This is a genomic window from Mesorhizobium sp. M6A.T.Cr.TU.017.01.1.1 (genome assembly GCF_004023115.1).
Classification (GTDB): Bacteria; Pseudomonadota; Alphaproteobacteria; order Rhizobiales; family Rhizobiaceae; genus Mesorhizobium; species Mesorhizobium mediterraneum.
On the sequence record NZ_RZTA01000004.1, the window covers coordinates 41428 to 58239 of the forward strand.

Annotated in this window: 13 protein-coding genes; 5 read left to right on the plus strand and 8 right to left on the minus strand. The window is 64.2% G+C overall.

Annotated elements, in window-relative coordinates:
* Nucleotides 1-15: 15 nt before the first annotated feature.
* The 5 genes from EOB36_RS02205 to EOB36_RS02225 form a co-directional block, all read right to left on the minus strand.
* Entirely contained in the window at nucleotides 16-798 is a 783-nt protein-coding gene (locus tag EOB36_RS02205; RefSeq protein WP_095484012.1) for an ABC transporter permease, read from the minus strand.
* The gene (locus EOB36_RS02210; protein WP_128284187.1) at nucleotides 795-1661 is read right to left on the minus strand and encodes an ABC transporter permease; all 867 of its coding nucleotides are present in this window, start codon (nucleotides 1659-1661) and stop codon (nucleotides 795-797) included. The genes EOB36_RS02205 and EOB36_RS02210 overlap by 4 nt, the downstream gene beginning before the upstream one ends.
* Nucleotides 1658-2719, minus strand: a complete 1062-nt coding sequence (locus EOB36_RS02215) for an ABC transporter ATP-binding protein (protein ID WP_128284188.1) — start codon at nucleotides 2717-2719, stop codon at nucleotides 1658-1660. Before EOB36_RS02215 ends, EOB36_RS02210 begins: the two co-directional genes overlap by 4 nt.
* Nucleotides 2720-2825: 106 nt before the next feature.
* A complete protein-coding gene (locus EOB36_RS02220) occupies nucleotides 2826-3863 on the minus strand; it encodes an ABC transporter substrate-binding protein (RefSeq protein ID WP_128284189.1) in 1038 nt (345 codons plus the stop codon).
* Nucleotides 3864-3973: 110 nt separating this feature from the next.
* Nucleotides 3974-4957: a 2OG-Fe(II) oxygenase family protein gene (locus tag EOB36_RS02225; protein WP_128284190.1), complete on the minus strand. Its 984-nt coding sequence runs from the start codon at nucleotides 4955-4957 to the stop codon at nucleotides 3974-3976.
* Between EOB36_RS02225 and EOB36_RS35655 the strand changes: the two genes are divergently transcribed.
* From EOB36_RS35655 to EOB36_RS02245, 5 genes are all read left to right on the plus strand, one after another.
* On the plus strand, nucleotides 4956-5090 hold the full coding sequence (locus EOB36_RS35655; protein ID WP_281035466.1) for a hypothetical protein: 135 nt from the start codon (nucleotides 4956-4958) through the stop codon (nucleotides 5088-5090). The two genes, EOB36_RS02225 and EOB36_RS35655, sit on opposite strands and share 2 nt — an antisense overlap.
* Before the next feature lie 89 nt (nucleotides 5091-5179).
* The gene (locus EOB36_RS02230; RefSeq protein WP_245467567.1) at nucleotides 5180-6340 is read left to right on the plus strand and encodes a carbohydrate kinase; all 1161 of its coding nucleotides are present in this window, start codon (nucleotides 5180-5182) and stop codon (nucleotides 6338-6340) included.
* 30 nt (nucleotides 6341-6370) lie between these two features.
* Nucleotides 6371-7300: a pseudouridine-5'-phosphate glycosidase gene (locus tag EOB36_RS02235; protein WP_128284191.1), complete on the plus strand. Its 930-nt coding sequence runs from the start codon at nucleotides 6371-6373 to the stop codon at nucleotides 7298-7300.
* 70 nt (nucleotides 7301-7370) lie between these two features.
* Nucleotides 7371-8192 carry an enoyl-CoA hydratase/isomerase family protein gene (locus EOB36_RS02240; protein WP_127203660.1) on the plus strand — a complete coding sequence of 274 codons (822 nt, stop codon included), beginning with the start codon at nucleotides 7371-7373 and terminating at the stop codon, nucleotides 8190-8192.
* Nucleotides 8193-8195: 3 nt separating this feature from the next.
* On the plus strand, nucleotides 8196-10322 hold the full coding sequence (locus EOB36_RS02245; protein WP_128284192.1) for an acetate--CoA ligase: 2127 nt from the start codon (nucleotides 8196-8198) through the stop codon (nucleotides 10320-10322).
* Here the strand turns inward: EOB36_RS02245 and EOB36_RS02250 are convergent, their stop codons facing one another.
* From EOB36_RS02250 to EOB36_RS02265, 3 genes are all read right to left on the minus strand, one after another.
* Nucleotides 10323-13793: an indolepyruvate ferredoxin oxidoreductase family protein gene (locus EOB36_RS02250; RefSeq protein WP_128284193.1), complete on the minus strand. Its 3471-nt coding sequence runs from the start codon at nucleotides 13791-13793 to the stop codon at nucleotides 10323-10325.
* Entirely contained in the window at nucleotides 13790-15208 is a 1419-nt protein-coding gene (locus EOB36_RS02255) for an FAD-binding oxidoreductase (protein WP_128284194.1), read from the minus strand. Before EOB36_RS02255 ends, EOB36_RS02250 begins: the two co-directional genes overlap by 4 nt.
* A 292-nt stretch (nucleotides 15209-15500) precedes the next feature.
* Nucleotides 15501-16781, minus strand: a complete 1281-nt coding sequence (locus EOB36_RS02265) for a trehalase family glycosidase (RefSeq protein ID WP_128284195.1) — start codon at nucleotides 16779-16781, stop codon at nucleotides 15501-15503.
* Between the last annotated feature and the right edge of the window lie 31 nt (nucleotides 16782-16812).

The following is a 16812-nucleotide window of genomic DNA, read 5'->3' on the forward strand; positions in this document are numbered from 1 at the left end:
AAGCGCAGCATCATCTCAGAAGCGATGGATGCGCAGGCCCAGCACTTTCTCCGAGACGATCACCACCACCAGCGTCAGCACGATCGATACGGTCGAGACGGCTGCGGCTTCCGGCGTGAAGTTGGTGCGCAGATAGTCGAACAGCTGGATCGGCAGCGTCGACGTCCCGATTCCCTTCAGCATGAACGAGATGGTGAAAGTGTCGAAGGATATGATGAAGGCAAACAGCGCGCCGCCGATGACGCCGGGCTTGATCAGCGGCAGCATGATGCGGCGAAACCTTGTCAGGCGGTCGGCGCCCAGCGAGCGCGCCGCCATGTCCCAGGACGGGTCGAAGCTTTCCAGCGAGGCCGAGACGTTGATGAAGACGAAGGGCAGCGTGATCAGCACATGGCCGGCGACCATGCCGATCATGGTCGTGGTGCCGATGCCGATCGCATAGACGAAGAACAGCAGTGCGATCGCCGTCAGCACTTCCGGCAGCAGCAGCGGCGCCAGCATGGCGACGCGCACCGTCTCCTTCCAGCGGCCGGCATGCTGGACGTAGTAGAGCGCGGCCATGGTGCCGATGGTTCCGGAGATGACGGTGGCGACCGCCGCCACCCACAGCGAGGTGCGGATCGCGCGCATGAATACGTCATTGTGGAAGAACGTCACATACCAGCGCAGCGACAGGCCCTGCGGCGGGAACGTCAGGAAATTACCGGCATTGAAGGAGGCGCCGACGACCACCAGGATCGGCGCCAGCAGGAAGGCATAGACCAGTAGGCAGTAGAGCGTGAGCACCGGCCGCTTCATGGTCGCGCCACTTTCCATTTCATGCGCGTCAGCCGCGCGAAGATGACGACGCAGAGCGCGCCGGTGACGGACAGCATCAGCGCCAGCGCCGAGCCCCATGGCCACTGGAACGTATCAATCAGCGCATCGACGACGGTGACGGCCATGGTCTTGACCCTGAGGCCGCCGATCAGCGACGGCGTCACATAGGCGCTGAGCGACAAAACGAAGACGAGGATACAGCCGGCCTGGATGCCTGGCGTGCACAGCGGCAGGACGATGCGGCGGAAGGCAGTGAAGCGCGACGCACCGAGCGAACGCGCCGCCGATTCCAGCGACGGATCGACGCCCTGGATCCCCGCCATGATCGGCAGGATCATGAAGGGCAGGAAGACATGGACCAGCGCGATGACGATGCCGAGCGCATTGTACATCAGCGGCAAGGGGCGATCGATGAGGCCCATGCCAGTCAGCGTGCGGTTGATGAGGCCGGCATTGCCCAAAAGAATCGTCCAGCCATAGGAGCGGATGACGATGCCGACCAGCAACGGCGACAGCACCAGCCCATAGGCCAGCGCACGAAAACGCATGGTGCCGCGCGCCAATTGCCAGGCGACGGGAAAACCGACGACGAGGCAGATCGCGGTGGTGATGAGGCCGATCCACAGCGTGTTGGCGACCTGAAGCAGGTAGAAACTGTCGGCGAAGAACTTCGTGTAGTTGCCTGTCGTGAAGCCCGGACCGTAAGGCGTGCCTTGCCCCGGCATGCGAAAGCTCATCACCACGATGTTGAGGTAGGGCAGGATGAGAAAGATGCCCAGCAGCGCCGCCGCCGGCGCGATCAGGACCAGCGGTCCAAGGCCCTTGCGGCGCGCCGCCCTCATTTTGCTGCCCCGAGCAGCCAGAACCCATCCGCCGGCGCGTGCACGCTGACGCGGTCGCCTTCGGCAATTCGAATGTTCGGAAAGGTCTGGACGTGCAGCGTCTCTCCGGAATCGAGGGCGACGCGGTAATCGATGATGCTGCCGGAATAGTAGCGCGCGGTAACCTTTCCCGGTGCGCCGCCCTGACCTGCGGGCCTGAGTTCGATCGCCTCCGGGCGCAGCGACAATGTGACGGCGGTGCCCGACGCATAGTCTTCGCGGCTGTCGACGGCGACTTCGCCAAAGACGGACGTGACGCGGCTTTTGCCGACTTCCGCCTTCCCACTGACCGTGCCCTTGATCAGGTTCACCTGGCCGACGAATTGCGCGACCTCGAGATTTTCGGGGCGTTCATAGATGTCGGACGGCGCCCCGATCTGGGCGATGCGGCCGCCGAACATGACCACGACCCGGTCGGACATCGTCATCGCCTCGGCCTGGTCATGCGTGACGTAGACAGTGGTGATGCCGACGCGGCGCTGCAGGTCGCGGATGAAGACGCGCATTTCCTCGCGCAGCTTGGCGTCGAGATTGGCGAGCGGCTCGTCGAGCAGCAGGATCTTCGGCTCGATGACCAGTGCCCGCGCCAGCGCCACGCGCTGCTGCTGGCCGCCGGAAAGCTGGTTTGGATAGCGCTCGGAATATCCGCCGAGCTGCACCATATCGAGCACCTTGGCGATGCGGCTGCGCATTTCGGGCTTGGCGATCTTGCGCATCTCCAGCCCGAAAGCGAGGTTCTGGTCCACCGTCATATGCGGAAACAGCGCATAGTTCTGGAACACCATGCCGATGTCGCGTTTTTCGGCCGGCACGTTGATGACGTCCTTGCCGTCGAAGCGGATGGCGCCTTCGCTCGCTTCCTCGAAGCCGGCGATCATCTTCAGCGTCGTCGTCTTGCCGCAGCCTGAGGGACCGAGCAGCGAAATGAACTCGCCATCGGCGATGCGGATCGAGATGCCGTCGACCGCGCGTGCGCTGCCGAAGGTCTTGGTCAGCCGCTCGATGCTAACCTCGGTCATGAATGCTCCACTTCACAGGCGATCGACCGCCACCGCAGGTGCGGCGCGGCTGGCGGGAAGCGCGCCCCGAAAGCGAGACGCGCCATCCCAAGTTCAATGTCAGCCCTTAAAGGATCGTCTTGGCCCAGCGCTCGGCCAGCTCGCCCTGCTTCTCGTTGACGAAATCCCAGTCCCAGGTGAGTATCTTGGTCATTGCCTCGCCCGAGACCGGCACGTCGGCCTTGAGGTCGTCCGGAATGACCACCTTGGAGTTGGTCGGCGACACGAAGAATTCCTTCGCCATCAGCATCTGGATTTCCGGCGACAGCAGGAAGTCAGCATATTGATAGGCCAGCTCCTTTTCCGGTCCATTGGCCAGGATCGAGACCGTCTGGTCGAACATGAACATGCCTTCCTCGGGAACGACGCATTCGACCGGCAGGCCCTGCTTGCGCAGCCGCGCGATCTCGCCGAAATCGAACGGCGCGACGACGATTTCGCCTGAGGACAAAGCCGTGGAGAGGTTGAAGTCGACCTGGATCACCTGGCCGAGCTTGGCGAGAGCGTCGAAACCGGCATCGACGTCGTACTGGTCCTTGCCGAAGATCTTCGAGGCCAGCAGCAGCTCCATCTTGCCGGCGCTGTTGGCGAAATTATAGAGGCCGATCCGGCCCTTGAATTCCTCGTTGCTCCAGAGGTCCTTCCACGCCTTGGGCGGCGTCTGCACCAGATCGGTGCGGTAGCCGATGCCGATCGGCGAGATGGCGCCGGTCGCGCCGAAACCGTCGGCGATCTTGGCCAGCGGATAAAGGTCGTTGTAGTTTGGCAACTTGGCCAGATCGAGCTTTTCGAAGAAGCCCTCCTTGCGCAGGCCGGAGGCGAAGACCTCGTTGGTCATGATGATGGAGTAGGGCGGCTTGTCGACGCCGGCGGCACGCAAATTGGCGCCGAAGACGCGGCCATTGCCGACATCGAGCGTCACCTTGGCGCCCGAGGCCTTCTCGAAGGCCGGTGCGATGGTCGAGCGCCAGAACTGCTCCCAGACGCCGCCGAGCGTCGGCACGATCAGCGTCTTCTCCTGGGCGATGGCAGGCATCCCAATGAGCCCGGCGGCGCCGAGCGCGCCCATGCCGGCAACCGTCTGTCTTCTGGTGAATTTCGTCATCACAATTCCCCTTGTTGATTTCTTGAATCAATTCGTTCTTTGGGACGGTCGTTTTTGGAGCCGTCCGGCTGAGCTTGGCGAGGGCGATTGCGCCCGAGCCCCGGCTTCGGTCAGCGGCCGAATGCCTGTTTCGTCTTCAGCTCGATATAGTCTCCATAGGTGATCGGCTCATACTTGGCCTGCTTGCCGTCCGCGCAGAACGGCTCCAGGCAGGAGATCATCGTTTCCTTGCTGGGGTTGACGAAGAACGGGATCGACTGGCGGCGCGAGCTGCCTTTCCTGTTGCGCGGCGGATTGGCGACGCGGTGCGGCGTCGAGACCCATTCGTCGTTGCTCCAGCGCATGAAGGCATCGGCGATGTTGACGACATAGGCGCCGTCGATCGACGGCGCATCGAGCCAGCGCCCGTCGCGTGTTTGCACCTGCAAGCCGCCGGACGATGCTTCCGAACGCAGGATGGTCATGAAGCCGTAGTCGGTGTGGACGCCGGCGCGAAGCTGGCCGGGCAGGGGGTCCAATTCCTGCTCGGGATAATTGATGACCCGCAATGCCGACAGATGGTTCTCGAAGGCCGGTTCGAAATAGTCGGGCTCGAGGCCGATCGCTTGGCAGAAGATCCGGCGCAGGTGCCCGGCCAGCGTCTCCATCTCGGAGAAATAATCGCGAAAGGCGCTCTCGATACCTTCGGGCTGGTCCGGCCAGGTGTCGCCGTTGAGGCGCAGACCGAAATTCAGGCTTTCCTTGTAATCGCCGGGTGTCTTGATGCCCTTGGTGGCGGCCAGCGCTTCGTCGGCGATCGGAGAGAAGGCGACGCCGCCGTTCAGGCCGGTTCCGCGCCCGTGGTTGCGCTTGTAGTCCTCTGGAAGATCGAAGAAGGCGCGCGCCAGATTATAGAGCCGCATCGTCCTTTCCGGCGACACGCCATGGCCGGTGACCAGAAAGAAGCCGGTGGTCCGGCAGGCGGTCTCGATAGCCCTGACGACAGCGCCGGCGCCGGACTCGCCGCGAATAAAGGACCCGACATCGACGACGGGAATTCCCTGACCTGTTGCTTCGGCCTGATCTGTTGCTTCGACTTGAGGCTCAGGCTGCATGATCGCGATCACCTTCCTGTTGGAATTGTCAAACGCAGAAGGCGAAAACCAGGCATGGCCGCTTCAGGGTGTTGAAGCAGTGAAAGCGGGCAGGGCGGATGATCTCGCATGCGCATCGCTGTGCCTTCTCTAGTGCCTTGTCCCCGCTTCGAGAGAAGCCGGGGAAACGCCGGTTTGATGGACGTTATAGCTACAAACGAATGTTGACAAGATCATCTGTTGTTGTCCATATCGAAAATGTTCAGCGACGAATTGGACGGGCCGGGTGAGACGATGGACGACCTTGGAGCACAGGAACAAGCGGTTCTGGATCTCATCGCGGCGAACCCGTTCGCCGGCCAACAGGACATAGCGACCGCGCTCGGCATTGCCCGTTCGACCGTCGCGGCCCACATCGTGCAGCTCGTCAACAAGGGCTATATTCTCGGCCGCGGCTACGTGTTGCCGGCTTCCAAGCGCATGATTTGCATCGGTGGCGCGGTGCTGGACCGCAAGTACCACGCCAAGAAGGATCTGATTTTCGAGACGTCGAACCCTGTCGACGGCTATCGCAGCTTCGGCGGGGTCGCCCGCAACGTCACCGAGAACCTTGTCCGCCTCGGAGTCGACGTAAGCTTCGTCTCGATTGTCGGCGATGATGAAACCGGCCGCTCGCTGGTGCGGCATCTGCGCGATCTCGGCGCCGACGTCAGCCAGGTGATCACCACAACGGAGCGGCCGACGGCCGAATACGCGGCCATCCTCGATCTTAACAACGATCTCGTGCTCGGCATCGCCGACATGGAGATTTTCGATCTGTTTTCACCATCCTATCTCGACCGCTTCTGGCCGCATCTGGCTTCGGCGACATGGGTGTTCATCGACTGCAACCTGCCGGCCGCGACGATCGCCGCGCTGATGTCACGCAAGCAGGGCGCGCGTTTCAAGCTCGCCGTCGATACGGTGTCGTCGCCGAAATCGGCACGTCTGCCGAAGGACCTGACCGGCATCGACCTGTTGTTCACCAATCACGACGAGGCCAATACGATGCTTGGCATCACCGATGCCGACAAGCGGCTGAAGCCTAAAGACGCTGCCGCTGCCTTGCGCGCGGCCGGTGCCAGCGAAGTGATCGTGACCATGGGCGCGCATGGATTTGCTGTCGCGACCGAGAGCGGCGTGGCGACGATGCGCTCCGTGCCAGCGCGGGCCGTCGACATCACCGGCGCCGGCGATGCGATGATTGCCGGCACCATGTACAAGGTGCTTTCGGGCGATCCCGTGCCCCACGCAGCGCGCACCGGCGCGCTGCTCGCCACGCTGACCACCGAGAGTGAATCCAGCGTTCATCCCGATCTGTCGCCGCGCTTCCTCACCGCCGGCATGTACCGCATTCCCGCTTGAAAGCGAGACCACCCTGAAAGCGAGACGACGATGAAAACTTCCCTCCTTCACCTGAACGACGAAGTCGCGGCTGCACTCCGGGAAGGCCGCGCAGTGGTGGCGCTGGAATCGACGATCATCACCCACGGCATGCCCTATCCGGCCAACCTGGAGACCGCGCGCGGTGTTGAAACCGTGGTGCGCGAGAACGGCGCTGTTCCCGCCACGATCGCGGTAGTCGCCGGCAAGATCAAGGTCGGGCTTGACGACCGAGAGCTGGAGCAGCTGGCAGCGGCAAAAGACGTGGTCAAGGCCTCCGGGCGCGACCTCGCCGCCATCATGGTGGGCGGCGGATCGGCCGGCACCACGGTCTCGGCGACGATGCGGATCGCTGCATTGGCAGGCATCGGCATTTTCGCGACGGGCGGCGTCGGCGGCGTGCATCGCGGCGCCGAGGCCACTTTCGATATCTCGGCCGACCTGACCGAACTCGGGCAGACCGGCATCACGGTCGTCTGCGCCGGCGTGAAATCGATCCTCGATATGGCAAAAACGCTGGAATATCTGGAGACCCAGCGCGTGCCGGTGATCGCCTATCAGAGCGATGATTTTCCGGCCTTCTATACGCGCTCCAGCGGACTGAAAGCCGATCATCGCCTCGACACGCCGGAGGAGATTGCTGGGGCCATGCTGCTGCACGAGCAGATCGGCTCGGGCACCGGCATCCTCGTTGCCAATCCAATTCCGGAAGTGGATGCGCTCGATCCGGCCTTCATCGACGGCACGATCGCTGCGGCTGTGGCGGAAGCCGAACAACGCGGCATCGGACGCAAGGAATTGACGCCGTTCTTGCTCGCCCGCATCAACGAGCTTTCGCAAGGCCGCAGCCTGAAGGCCAATATCGCGCTGGTCCGCAACAACGCCGAGCTCGCCGCTCGCATCGCCGTGGCGCATGCGCGGCTGAAGCGCATGGCCGCGTAGACAAGGTCAACTCTCAGCCCGGCTTCACCGACCTCCGATTTCCGACTGCCGAAAATACCAGGAGAACCGCATGAGCGAGCAGGCCACCTACGAGACGATCCTCTACGAGAAGGACGCGACCGACAAGTTCGCGACGATCACCATCAATCGTCCCGACAAGCTCAATGCGATGAACAAGACGGTGATCCGCGAGATCGACAAGGCACTCGCCGCCGCCGTTGCCGATCCTGATATCAACGCGCTGGTGATCACCGGCGCCGGCCGTGCCTTCTCCTCCGGCTACGATCTGCAGGGCGGCGACTTCGATGTCGACATCGATTTCTGGCGCGAGGACATGGGCGAGAACGCTGAAGCGCTGCTCAACATCTGGCGCGCGCCGATCCCGGTCATCGCGTCGGTCAACGGCTATGCGCTGGCCGGTGCGCTGGAACTGATGATGTGCTGCGACCTGGCGATCGCCGCCGACAATGCGAAATTCGGCGAGCCTGAGGTGCGCCACAATTCCGGGCCGCCGGCGCTGATGATGCCTTGGCTGCTCGCCACGCGCGACGTGCGTTGGCTGATGTATACGGGCGACCTTGTCGACGCCGAGGAGGCGCTGCGCATGCATCTGATCAACCGGATCGTGCCGGCCGATCAGTTGAAGGAAAAGACGGAAAACCTCGCCCGCAAGCTGGCGCGCATGCCGGTTCCGGCGCTGAAGTTCACCAAGGCGTCGATCAACAACCAGCAGATGGTGGCCGGGCTGCTGCCGTCCTTCCAATACAATATCGAGGCGATCGCAGCACTGCATGTCACCAAGCAAGGCCGTGAATGGATGGCCAACCTCGCCAAGATGAGCCTCAAGGAATATCTCGCTTTCCGTGACGGTCCGTTCAAGGGCCTCGACTGAGCCGTGACCGGCCTCGCCGCTTCGCATGAGGCGATGCGGGCGCTGATGGCGCCGCGTTCGGTCGCCGTCATCGGTGCTACGGAACGGGCTGACGCGTCGTCGAGCTACGTCATGCGCAATTTGATGGCGTTCGGATTCTCCGGCACCATCATCCCCGTGCATCCGAAGGCCGAAAAGGTGTTCGGCATTCCGGCCATTCCGTCGCTCGACCGGCTCGATGCGCCGGCGGACGTGGCGGTGATTGGCATCGGCTCGGCTCACGTTCTGAGTTCGCTTGAAGAAGCCGGCAAGGCCGGCGTCAAGGCGGCTGTCGTGCTTGCCAGCGGCTTTGCCGAAACCGACGACGAGGGCAAAGCGCGCCAGCAGGCGCTGGTCGGGATCGCGCGAAAATACGGCATGGCGATTTGCGGGCCGAACTGCCTCGGCCTGTTCAATCTGCAAAGCGGTGCGGCCCTTTACTCCTCGACGCTGTCGCCCAATCTCAGGAAAGGCCAGCTCGCCATCCTGTCGCATTCCGGTGCCAGCGCCATAGCGCTCGCCAACACCGGACGCTTCGGCTTGAGCCACATCATATCGTCGGGTAATAGCGCGGCGACCGATCTTCCCAACTTTCTTTCTTATCTCGCCGACGATGAGGCGACGCGCGTCATCGGACTTGTCGTGGAAGCGATCCGCGATCCCGCCGCCTTCACCTCGGCGATGCAGGCGGTGCATGCCGCCGGAAAGCAAGTGATTGCCCTGCGCGCCGGCAAGTCCAGCAAAGGCGCAGAAGCCGCCGCCGCGCATACCGGCTCGCTCGCCGCCGCCAACGAAGCCTATGAAGCCTTCTTCCGGCGGACCGGCGTGATCGAAGTCGCCGAAATGGATGAGTTCGTCGAGACCGCTGCGCTCTGCCTCACGCTGAAAGCCAGGCCGGCCCGAAAGGGCGTCGCGGTCGTTGGCGTCAGCGGCGGCGGGGTCGCCCATGTCTCCGACATCGCCGACCAGGTCGGCATCGACCTCCCGGAATTTTCGCAAAACACCATCGCGCGGCTGAAGGCCTTGCTGCCGCCCTTCGCCACGCCGCAGAACCCGGTCGACACCACGGGCGTGGTTTTCGCCGATGGCGCGATCTATCGCCGCGTGCTCGACATCTTGGCGCAGGATCCCGCCGTCGGCCTGATCGTCGCCGCGCAAGACGCGCCTGTCGGCCTCGATGCCGGCGGCGCTGCCGAATATGTCGGCATTGCCGACGCCGTTGCCGCTTACGCAAAGGATGCGACCGTTCCCGTCATCTTCATGAGCAATCTCTCCTCCGGATATCATCCCGTGGTCCGGGACAGGCTTGCCGGCGTGCCGGTGCTCAACGGCACACGTGCTGCGCTGCGTGCCGTGCGGCGGCTGCTGGACGCGACCGGCGCCACGATACCGAACGCCCCGGCGATCGAACCGGCCGGCGAAAACGATCCGTGGGCAAAGCGTCTTGCTGCCGGCAAGAAGCTGACCGAGCGGGAGGCCAAGCAGTTGCTGGCCGAGAACGGTCTGAGAGTGACGCGCGAGCGTCAGGCGGCAACGGCGCAAGAGGCAGGCGAGGCTGCAGAGGCGATCGGCTTTCCGGTCGTGCTGAAAATCGAATCGCCTGACATTCTCCACAAGACCGAAGCCGGCGGCGTGCAGCTCGGCATAGGCAATGCAGCAGAAGCTGCCGAAGCCTTCACGGCGATCATGCAAAATGCCGGGGCCTACGCACCGGATGCGGAACTGCTCGGCGTGGTGGTGCAGGAAATGGCCGGCCGCGGCGTTGAAGCGCTGGTCGGTCTCATCAGGCACGAGCCGTTCGGTCTGGGGATTGTCGTCGGCGTCGGTGGCGTTCTGGTCGAACTGGTCAAGGACGCCGCTTTCGACCTCTTGCCGGTCGACCGCGTGTCGGCCGAGGCACTGATCGACCGGACGCGATTGGGCGCTCTGCTGAAGGGTTATCGCGGCGCGCCGCCGGCCGACCGGGAAGCACTGGTCGAGACGATCCTGGCGCTGTCCGATTTCGCCGGCCGCTACGGCCATCTGATCGAGGCTGTCGACCTCAATCCGGTCGTGGTGTTCGAGAAGGGCGTCTGCGTTCTCGATGCGCTGGTGATTCCGAGAGCGGAATAGTCACGCCGCCGTCTCCAACCGGCTTTCCCTGCCCAATTTTGCCAGCAGCGCTTTCTTCTTTGTCTCGAAACGTTCGACCGCCGCCATCTTGACGTGGCCGAAGCCGCGCACCTCTTCCGGCAGCCGGGCAAGCTCGGTCGCCACGGCATGATTGCTCGGCGTCAGCCGCGCCGAAAGGCCTGAGATCAGCCCTTCATAGTCGGCAACCATGCGCCGTTCCATCCGCCGCTCCTGCGTGCGTCCAAACGGATCGAAGCGCGTTCCGCGCAAACCCTTCAGCCATGCCAGCATGGCGAAGACCGGGTTGATCCAGGTGCCGAAAGCGATCTTGCCGGGATGGCCGGTGCGTGGGTCGATGCGCGAAATCATCGGCGGCGCGAGATGATGCCTGATCCTGAAATCGCCCTCGAACTGCTCGGCCAGTTTTTTCCTGAAGGATTGATCGCGATGTAGCCGCGCCACCTCATATTCATCCTTGTAGGCCATCAGCTTGAAGGCCCCGACCGCCACGGCTTTGGCAAAATCCTCGGAGCCGGCTGAGGTCCCGGCTTCGGCCGCGCGGGCGGTCTCCACCAGCTTGCGGTAGCGGTTTGCGTAGGCAGCATTCTGATAATCGGTCAGGAAGGCCATCCGGCGCGCAACCATGGCGTCGAGCGTCTCTGGCTTCGTCGCCTCGGCGCTGCCTATCTGCGCCGTATTCAGCACCGCCGCAAGGTCGATCGCCGCGCGGCGGCCCCAGCCGAAGGCAGCATGGTTCATGGCGACGCCCGCGCCGTTCATCTCGATCGCTCTGTCGATCGATGTCAGGCTGATCGGCACCAGTCCGCGCTGCCAGGCATTGCCGAGCAGGAACATGTTCGCGGCGATGGCGTCGCCCATCAGCGCGAGGCCAAGCTTCGTCGCCGAAACCAGCGTGACCGCCTCCTCGCCGGCTGCCCGGCGCAATTGCTTCAGCGTCGCTTCCTGGCGGAAGTCGATCGCGGTGTTCTGCACGAAGGAGGCGGTCGGCGCGAAATGATCGTCGAGCACGGCTCTTGTGCGGCCATGCGCAAAGGTCGAGAGCGATGTCGCGGACGCAGAGACGACGATGTCGAAGCCAAGCACCAGATCGGCCTCGCCTGGGCCTATCCTGACCGTGTTGAGCAAGTCGGGGTCTCGCGCCAGCCTGATATGCGAGATCACCGCGCCGTTCTTTTGCGCCAGCCCGGTCTGGTCGAGGGTCAGAAGGCCGAGCCCGTCGAGATGCGCCGCCTGGGACAGAATGGCGCTGACCGTGATGACGCCGGTGCCGCCAATGCCGGCCAGCAGCATGTTGTAGGGGCGGTCGAGCGCCGCCAGCGCCGGCATCGGCAATTCACCGGAACCAGCCGTCACCGCGCGCGCTTTCGGCTTGCGGATCGTGCCGCCTTCCACGGTCACGAAGCTCGGGCAAAAGCCCTTGATGCAGGACAGGTCGGTGTTGCAGCTCGACTGGTTGATCCTCCGCTTGCGGCCGAACTCGGTCTCCTCAGGCTCGATCGAAATGCAGTTGGAGACGGCCGAGCAATCGCCGCAGCCTTCGCAGACCAGCTCGTTGATGAAGGCCCGTTTTGGCGAGACCGGATAGGCGCCGCGCTTGCGCCGGCGGCGTTTTTCGGCGGCGCAGACCTGGTCGAAAACCAGCACCGTCACGCCTTCGATCTCCCTGAGCTCGCGCTGCACGGCGTCGAGCTCGTCGCGATGGTGGATGGTCACGGACCGCGGCAGGACGCCCGCCCAGGCCTCAGGCTTTTCGGACACCACGACCACGCGTTTCGCGCCCTCCGCCAGCGTCTGCTCGACGATGGAGGGCACGGAAACCTCGCCGTCATGACGCTGGCCGCCGGTCATGGCGACGGCATCGTTGTAGAGGATCTTGTAGGTGGCGCTGACCTTGGCGGCGATGGCAGCTCGGATCGCCAGCAGTCCGGAATGGAAATAGGTGCCGTCGCCCATATTGACGAAAATGTGCCTCTCGTCGGTGAAGGGCGACAGGCCGATCCACGCGCCGCCTTCGCCGCCCATCTGGGTGAAGGTGGAGGTCTCACGCTCCATGCCGATGACCATCATGTGGCAACCGATGCCGGTCGAGGCGCGGCTGCCGTCGGGCACCACGGTCGAGATCGAGTGCGGGCAGCCGGAGCAGAAATAGGGGTCGCGCTTCAGCGCGATCACCTCGCCGGGGGCAGACGCCGCGACGGCCTCGATTGTCTTCAGATGCAGGCCAAGCTCCGCGTCCGGCGCGCCGAGCCGCGAGACGATGGCGCGGGCGACCGAAACGGCGCTGATCTCGCCGATGGAAGGCAGCAGCGGCGCGCCGCGCTCGTCCATTTTGCCGAAGACGCGCGGGCGATCCGGTGCGTTGAACAGCAGCGCCTTGATCTGGTCCTCGAGCACCGGCCGCTTCTCCTCGACGACGAGGATTTCCTCCAGCCCTTGCGAAAAGGCCTTTAGCCCCTCCGGCTCGAGCGGCCAGACCATGCCGACCTTGTACAGCCGGATGCCGAGCTCGGCCGCGCGCCGCTCGTCGATCCCGAGCGCCGACAGCGCGCCAAGCAGATCGAGCCATGACTTGCCGGTCGAGACGATGCCGAGCCGCGCCTTGCCGCTGCCATGCACGATGCGGTCGATGCCGTTGGCACGGGCAAAGGCATGCACCGCCGCCATCTTGTGCTCGATGCGGCGCTCCATCGCATGCGGGCCATCCGGCCAGCGCAGCGACAGGCCGTCGGCGGGGAGTGGCAATTCTGGTGTAACGATACCAAGCCGCGCCGGATCGACGTCGACGGTCGCCGTGCATTCGACGATCTCGGTCTGGCACTTGAAGCCGATCCAGGCGCCGGAATAACGGCTCATCGCCCAGCCGAGCAGGCCGTAGTCGATATATTCGCCGACGCCACCCGGCGACAGCAGCGGCACCATGGCCGAGATCAGATTGTGCTCGCTCTGGTGCGGCAGCGTTGACGAGACGGCGCCGTGATCGTCGCCGACCAGCAGCAGCACGCCGCCATGTCGGTTGGTGCCGACGGCATTGGCATGGCGGATGACGTCCATCGTCCGGTCGACACCGGGACCCTTGCCGTACCACATGGAAAAGACGCCATCATAGCGCGAACCCGCGAACATGCCGGTCTGCTGCGTGCCCCAGACGGCGGTCGCGGCCATGTCCTCGTTGAGGCCGGGATGGAAGACGACGTGGTTTGCCCTGAGATATTTGCCGGCGCGCTGCATCTCGCGGTCGAAACCGGCCAGCGGCGAGCCGCGATAGCCCGAGACATAGCCGGCCGTGTTGAGGCCGGCGGCAAGGTCACGCTGGCGCTGGACAAGCGGCAGCCGTACCAGCGCCTGCGTGCCCGAGACCAGGATGCGGCCGCGTTCGAGCGCATAGCGATCGTCGAGGCTGACTGGGACCGCATTCGCCTGTCCGGCTTTCGGGAGAGCGGCAGCCGTCATCGGGGCACTCCTTCACGCGCAACATCCGCCGGCGCGAGATCAAAGACCCGCCCGGCATTGAGGATATTGTTCGGGTCGAAGGCCGCTTTCAAGCGCCGCATGGCCGCGATCTCGGCATCGCTGCGCGCCAGGTGCAGCCATTGCTTCTTGTCGAGGCCGATGCCATGTTCGGCCGAGACGCCGCCGCCGGCCGCGGCCACGCCCCTATAAACGATGTCATATGCGGCGGCCGGATCCACGGTGCCAACCTGATAGTGCAGATTGCCATCACCGAGATGGCCGAAGACATAGATGTCGGCGCTGGGGTCGATTGCGCGGATCGCGGCTTCTGCCGCTTGCAGGAAAGTGCCCATCCTCGCCAGCGGAATGCTGATGTCGACGCCGATCAGGCCTTTCATCGAAAACAGAAAACGATTGGCGTCCTCTCGCACCGCCCAGAGCGCGCGGAATTCGCGCGGCGACTGCGAGACGACCACGTCGTCGATCACGCCGTCTTCAACCGCCTGCATCAGCACCGCGGCAAACCGTTCGCCGTCGCGGTCGGGCTCGTGGCCCTGTATCTCGGCGAGCACGTAGACGGGCGAGCCGACCGGCAGTGGCGCCGGCGCATCCATGCCGGCGACCATGGCGCCGTAGAGCGGCGCGAAATTGACCTCATAGGCCGAGAGCAACGGTCCGAGCTTCTGCCTGAGCAGCCCGAGCAGCGCGATCGCCGCATCCAGCGAGGCGAGCGCGCAGAAGGCATTGACCTCGGTGGCCGGCTTTGGGTGCAGCCGCAGGCAGGCGCGCGTGACGACGCCGAGTGTGCCTTCGCTGCCGATGAAGAGCTGGTTGAGATCATAGCCGGAATTGTCCTTGGGCAAGCCCTTGAGCGAGGTCAGGATGCTGCCGTCGGCAAGCACGGCCTCGAGGCCCAGCACCTGCGCGCGGTACATGCCGTAGCGCAGTACGCGGATGCCGCCGGCATTGGTGGCGACATTACCGCCGACCGTGGCCGTGCCGCGCGCGCCGATGTCGACGCCGAACAGCAAGCCGGCCGCGTCGGCCGCTTCCTGCACCATTTGCAGCGGCGCGCCGGCCCCGGCGATGATCGTCGCCGCTTCGCGGTCGGGCGCCTCGATCGCCGTCATGCGCTCCAGCGACAGCACCGCTTCGCCGGGCTGAATGCGCGCCGCACCGGCAAGCCCGGTCCGGCCGCCCTGGACGACAAGCCGCTGCCCGACCTCATTGCACAGGCGCAGAATGTCGGACACTTCGCCGGCCGTGCGCGGACGCAGGACGATCGCCGGCGGGGCGCCGTCCTTGCCGTCCGGGTCTTCCTGATAGCGCGGTCCGGCCTCTTCGGCCGAGACAATCGCGGATCTGTCCAGCCGCTTTTCCAGCCGCGACAGAAGCTCGGCAATTCTCTGGGGCATGAGGCTCAAGGAAACGAATGACCCGGACGCTTCGATGCGGCCGGGAGAGTTGTGGATGAAGGCCGCGAAAGCGACGGCAGCCGATTTCTGTCGTCCGGCAAACGAGCGGAAAACCCGCCAAAAATACAGCCGGTTGTTTTCGCCATGCGTCGCTCCTGTAACAGGTCGACCATAGGCGCGGCCTGCTATTTGTCAAACCTATGGGGGCCGCAATGCAGGTCGGCGACAACATCCGCTCGACCATTCTGGACGGCACGCTGAAATGGGGTCTTTGGCAAGAACCCCATTTAACTCATCTCTCACTCTTCAGGAACTCGATCACCATTGCCGCCGTCCAGGTGAAACGGCCGCCGCCGAGCGGTTCGCCGCTGAGCGGATCGTAATATTCGGCAAAGCCGCTCTCGGCGATCAGGTCGACGCTCGACCGCGTGATCCGCTGCGCAACCTGCGTGTGGCCAGAGGCGGCAAGGCCGTCGGCGATCATGTAGTTGACCACCAGCCAGACCGGCCCGCGCCAATAGCGCTTGGCGTCGAAGCGCGGATCATCGAGGTCGTGCGACGGGACGATATAGCGTGCCTTGCCGGCGATACGCTCGATGGTGGCGGCGATTGCAGCGATACGGGGTTTCGGGATGGCCGAGAAGACCGGCAGGATGCCGCCCACCGAAGCGCTGTCGACGAGCTTTCCGATGACGCGGTCGAGGCAGAGATATTGGCCGTGCGCATCGCTCCACAGCCGCTCCATCGCCAAAAGCCCTTTTTCGGCGCGGGCGCGATTGGCTTTTGCGATCTCCATTTCGCCAAGCGTCTCGGCGAGATCGGCAAGGTCGGCCGCTGAGCGGATCAGGATGGCGTTGAAGCCGGGATCGACGATCTGGAAGGGTGAGGCATCGTGCAGCTTTGCATTGTCCCAGCCAAGTGCGCGAAAATGCTGCAGCAGCCAGAGGTAGCGGTCATATTGCGCCTTGGTCGGCCGGTGCGCCGGGTCGGCATGCAGGGTGTCGCGGCGCGTGTAAGGCTCGACGCCTTCGGTCGGCACGCGCTCGAAGGCGTCGTCCCAGTCGATGGAATTGTCGCGGCCGGACTCCCAAGGATGGATAATGGCGACCAGTCCTTCGCCCCTTGGATCGCGGTTTTCGTAGAACCAGCGATGCCAGGCGTCGATCTTCGGCAGCAGCGCGCGGGCGCGCTCGGCCGCCAGTTTCTTATCCTTGGCCCGGTCGAACAGACGGCGCACGGCAAAGCCCGCCACCGCCGGCTGGGTGATGCCGGAGGTGGCAGTCGGGCGGTTGGTTCTCCAGACCTCCGGCCCGGGGAAATAGCTGTCGTTCAGGACATGGAACACGATATGCGGCACCATGCCGTCCGGCCATTGATGGGCGAACAGCGTCTCGATCTCGGTCCAGGCGCGCGCCTCGTCATAGTGGGCAAGACCGAGAGCGGTCAGGCAGGAATCCCAATTCCACTGGAACGGATAGAGGCCCTTGGTCGGGATGGTGTAGTCGCCGTGGTCGTTTTCCCTGAGCACCTCGACGGCACGGGCGATGGTTTCGTTGACGGCAAGAGAGATCATTGAAGCGTTCGTACTTTCGGGATTGAAGGGC